Raw genomic sequence first — 4375 nt, 5'->3', positions numbered from 1 at the left:
CAACGACCACTGCACATCCGACAACAACCGAAACCTCGACACGACACCAAGGCTCTCAACGAACAGCCCCAATGTTTGTCAGACACGCTCTAGCTGTGGGGCTACAGGTGGCCCCCGGAGCGAGTCCCTCGATCACCCACGGTGTGTGCGTGTATCGATCGTCTGAGGTTCGGGGCAGTAACGGTCCGCGCGGTGAAAGCGATCAACGCAGTGCGAGGCAGGCCGCCCCGGGATGCGGGCGGGCAGCAGGTGGGTTCGTCGAGGGGGACGCATGTTCACTGAGGCCCTGATGGTCGCGGCGGCGATTGTGCTGATCCTGCTCGTCGCGACTCTGCTGTTCAACCTGCTGGCCGCAGCGTGGCGACTGGGAAAGCTCCTCGCGCGGCTGGCCGGAATGCATCATCGCTGGGCTGCCGGTTGTCTGGCTGTCGTGGTGGCTGCTGTTCTGCTGAGCGTGTTCGAGCCTCAATCCGGCGACCTGCGAGGAGGCCGCAGCCTCACACAGGTCGAACCTGGCAGTGCGCTCGTCGTACTACGCCTGGCTCGCCGCGGCCGAGGGCCGGCAACGGCGCGCTGCCGCCGATGCCGCACTCGCGCAACGGATCCGGGCCGTCCATGACGAGGACAAGACGGTCGGGGCGCCGCGGGTCACCGCCGAACTCAACGACGGCGCTGCTGCCGGTGAGCGGGTCAACCACAAGCGGGTCGCGCGGGTGATGCGTGAGCACGGCATCCGCGGCTACACCAAGCGTCGGCGGGTCCGCACCACGATCCCCGAGCCGGCCGATCAGTTGGTGCCTGACCTGCTCAAGCGGAACTTCACCGCCGACGCGCCGAACCAGCGCTACGTCGGCGACATCACCTATCTACCGCTTGCCGACGGCCACAACCTGTACCTGGCCACCGTCATCGACTGCTACAGCCGCCGGCTGGCCGGCTGGGCGATCGCCGACCACATGCGCGTCGAACTCGTCGAAGACGCCCTCAAGGCCGCCGCCGCGACCCGCGGCAGCTCGCAAGCACTGACCGGAGCCGTGTTCCACTCCGACCACGGATCGGTCTACACCTCCCAGGCCTACGCACGACTGTGCGCCGACCTCGGCGTGACCCAGTCGATGGGCGCGGTCGGGACCAGTGCCGACAACGCCCTCGCGGAATCGTTCAACGCCACCCTGAAACGCGAAGTCCTCCAAGACGCCACCTGCTGGCCCGACGAGGCCACCTGCCGTCGGGAAGTCTTCAGATGGCTGACCCGCTACAACACCCGACGACGGCACTCCTGGTGCCACTACCAATCCCCGATCACCTACGAGACCGCCTACACCGCTACGCTCCCGTCAGCGGCGTAATCCACCACCGTGTCCAAGAACCGGGGGTAAGGCCCACCCTCGGTCAGGTCGTCCTGACTGTCGTCGGCGTGCTGGTCGCCGTCCAAGCGCCGGCGGCCGCGACACCGGACCGGGCCCCGCGAGAGACGCACGTGCATGTCGCCCCCTCGGGCGACGACGGCAACCCGGGGACCCGCGGCCAGCCGTTCCGCACCGTGCAGCGCGCCCAGCAGGAGGTCCGCTCGCTCAGCGCGGACATGCGCGGCGACATCGTGGTGGACCTGCACCAGGGAACCTACCGCCTCGAGCAACCGCTCACCCTGCGGGACGCGCTCGGCGACTCCGGCCAGAACGGACACCGGGTCGTCTGGCAGCCGTACCGATACGGCACCAGCCAGCAGGACCACGTGGTGCTCAGCGGCGGCCGCGAGGTGACTGGTTGGTCGTCTGCGGGCTCCGGCGTCTGGAAGGCCGACGCGGGTGATCTGGAGACCCGGCAGCTGTACGTCGCCGGCGTCCGCGTCACCCGAGCGAGCACCACAGGCGACCTGCCGGACTGGACCCGCACCGCCGACGGGTTCACCACCAGCAGCACGGCCCCCCCTGCACTGGAAGCGGCCGCAGGACGTAGAGCTGGTATTCACCAAGGCGTTCACCTGGTCCGAGCCGCGCTGCGGAGTCGCCTCGGTGAGTCCCTTCGGCACCGGCTCGCGGATCACCATGGACCAGCCCTGCTTCCGCAGGCTGATCGCGATCTTCGGCGCCAACGGGTTCCCCGGCGTCGGACTGAAGCCGGCCACAATCGAGAACGATCGGACCTTCCTGGACCAGCCCGGGACGTTCTACCTGGATCGCTCGGAGCCTGGGCAGCATGTGCTGTACTACCGGCCACGCGCGGGTGAGCAGCTGAGCACCAGCACCGTCGTCGCCCCCGTGCTGGAGCGGATCGTCGACGGCCAGGGCACCGACACCAGCCCGCTGCACGACGTCACCTTCCGCGGTCTCACCTTCGCCGAGGCGACCTGGCTGCAGCCGAGCACCGACGAAGGGTTCGTGCACTACCTGGGCGGCTTCTTCGAGAACGGCGACGGCTCCGTGCTCGCGGTGAGCCTGAGCCCTCAGGCGCAGAGCATGCCGGGCAACGTGGTCCTCCGCCGGGTCAAGAACGTCGCCGTGGAGCGCAACACGTTCCGCAGGCTCGGCGCAACGGGACTCGAGCTGGTCGGCTCGGACTCGGTCGTACGCGGCAACGAGTTCACCGACATCTCCAGTGGCGGCGTGCTTGTCGGCGACGACCGTCCGGAGACCGCCGGCACTGCCAGCGAGGACAACCTGGTCGCGAACAACTGGATCCACCGGATCGGCGTCGAGTACCACGGCGGCACCGGTGTCTTCGGCGTCCGCACCACCCGGCTCACCGTGGCCCACAACCAGCTCAACGACCTGCCGTACAGCGGGATCGTAGTCGGCCAGGCACACAACCAGATGGTGCGCGCGAACGGCCCCGTGGACCCGGCGCGTCCCACCAACTCTGAGGCGAGGATCGTCGACAACCTGCTCTTCGACTACATGAAGGTGCTGTACGACGGCGGCGGGATCTACACGACGTTCAAGCAGGGCGACTCCTGGCACACGGCGGCGGAGATCTCCGGGAACGTCATCCACGACATGCAGCAGCCGTACTGGGCGCTGTACACCGACTGGGGATCAAACTGGATCAAGGTGACCGACAACGTGATCTACGACTTCGTCTTCGGGTCGACCGGCGGCTGCTCGGTCCCTGCGCTCGCGCAGATCGCGCACCTGCGCTATGACGGGAACTACTGGACCGACAACGGCCCGACGTGGATGTGCGGGCCGGTGGTCGACGTGACCACCACGAACAACACCCAGCTCCCGGCAGATCACGCCGAGGCTGCCTGCCAGGCGGACCCGCGCTGCGCCCGGATCTTCCGCGAGGCCGGTCTGGAGCCGATTCACCGGGATCTGCTCGGGTAGCACCAGGCAGCAAGGACGAGGGCCGCTCCGTGCAGGAGCGGCCCTGGTTCGTTGTACGAGTGAGGTCAGCCGACCGACGTCCGCGCACCCATCGCAGCCTGCAACCGGTCGCGCATCAGGATCGTTTCCGACAGCGTGTCGCACTCGTCGCAGCGGCCCTGGTCGATCCACAGGTACTCGGTGATGAGGAAGCCGTCGAAGCCGGCGTCCTGGAGCCCGCCGACCACGTGCTCGTAGTCGATGACGTTGTCCTTCATCCCGACCTGGAGCCGCTCGGCCCGGGCGCCTCGCGCGTGCAGGTGCCGGGCCCGGCCGAGCAGCGGGTCCAGCTCTTGGACGCCGTGCCCCTGCATCACGAAGTGCGAGTGGTCCAGGGTCAGCTGCAGACCCGGGCTCAGCTCGAGCAACCGGGCGGTGTCGGCGGGCGAGGCGACTACCGAGCCGATGTGCGGCTCGACCGAGACCGCCAGCCCGGCTTCCGCGCCGGCCTCGACCCGGACGGCCAGCTCCTCCGCCGCGCGGCCCAGCGACTCGTCGTGCGGGACGCCGTCGAAGTCGAGGCCGGGTAGCACGGTCAGACCGCTGGCACCCGCCTCGGCGACGAACTCGAGCCAGCGCCGGAACCGGTCGCGGGAACGCTCGCGTTCCCGTGAGTCCGGGTGGTTGACCGCGAGCACGGAGTAGTCCGGGTCCGCGATTAGGAAGACGTCGGCCGCGACCAGCCCGTGGCTGCGCAACCGCGACGCCGCCGCGCGACCCGCAGAGACCGGGTCGGCGGCGGCGTCATCGGCACGCAACTGGGTGATCGAGCCCCATACCCCCACGTTGACGCCCTCGAAGCCCAGCCTCGCGATGAGCGCGCAGGCTTCCTCGTGGTCGAGGAGCGGGAAAGTGTAGTCCGAGCATGCGAGCTTCATGTGTCCTTCTCCTTCGTTCGCAGAACCAAGTCAACCGCCTAGATGATTGATGCACGGGGATTGGTGTCCGGCGTGGATGCGTGACGGCACGGGCGAGGGTGTCCAGAATCGGCGCTGCTTACCCAAGTCTCG

General features: G+C 68.5%; 2 protein-coding genes and 1 pseudogene. 2 read left to right on the top strand and 1 reads right to left on the bottom strand.

The genetic code is table 11. From position 1 onward, the window contains the following. Window positions 1-521: 521 nt before the first annotated feature. Together AB0B82_RS35290 and AB0B82_RS35285 are read left to right on the top strand one after the other, a co-directional pair. Window positions 522-1349 (top strand): annotated as a pseudogene (locus AB0B82_RS35290) (IS3 family transposase); the annotation flags it as partial. Between the two features lie 666 nt (window positions 1350-2015). Then, the gene (locus AB0B82_RS35285; RefSeq protein WP_360178917.1) at window positions 2016-3326 is read left to right on the top strand and encodes a right-handed parallel beta-helix repeat-containing protein; all 1311 of its coding nucleotides are present in this window, start codon (window positions 2016-2018) and stop codon (window positions 3324-3326) included. A 65-nt stretch (window positions 3327-3391) separates the two neighbouring features. On the opposite strand, the gene AB0B82_RS35280 is transcribed toward AB0B82_RS35285, so the two are convergent. Beyond that, window positions 3392-4243 (bottom strand): sugar phosphate isomerase/epimerase, encoded by an 852-nt coding sequence (locus AB0B82_RS35280; protein ID WP_360178914.1) that lies wholly within the window; start codon window positions 4241-4243, stop codon window positions 3392-3394. Window positions 4244-4375: the final 132 nt, after the last annotated feature.

This window comes from Kribbella sp. NPDC048915 (genome assembly GCF_040649595.1).
Classification (GTDB): Bacteria; Actinomycetota; Actinomycetes; order Propionibacteriales; family Kribbellaceae; genus Kribbella.
This window is presented reverse-complemented; position numbering and strand designations above follow the sequence as displayed.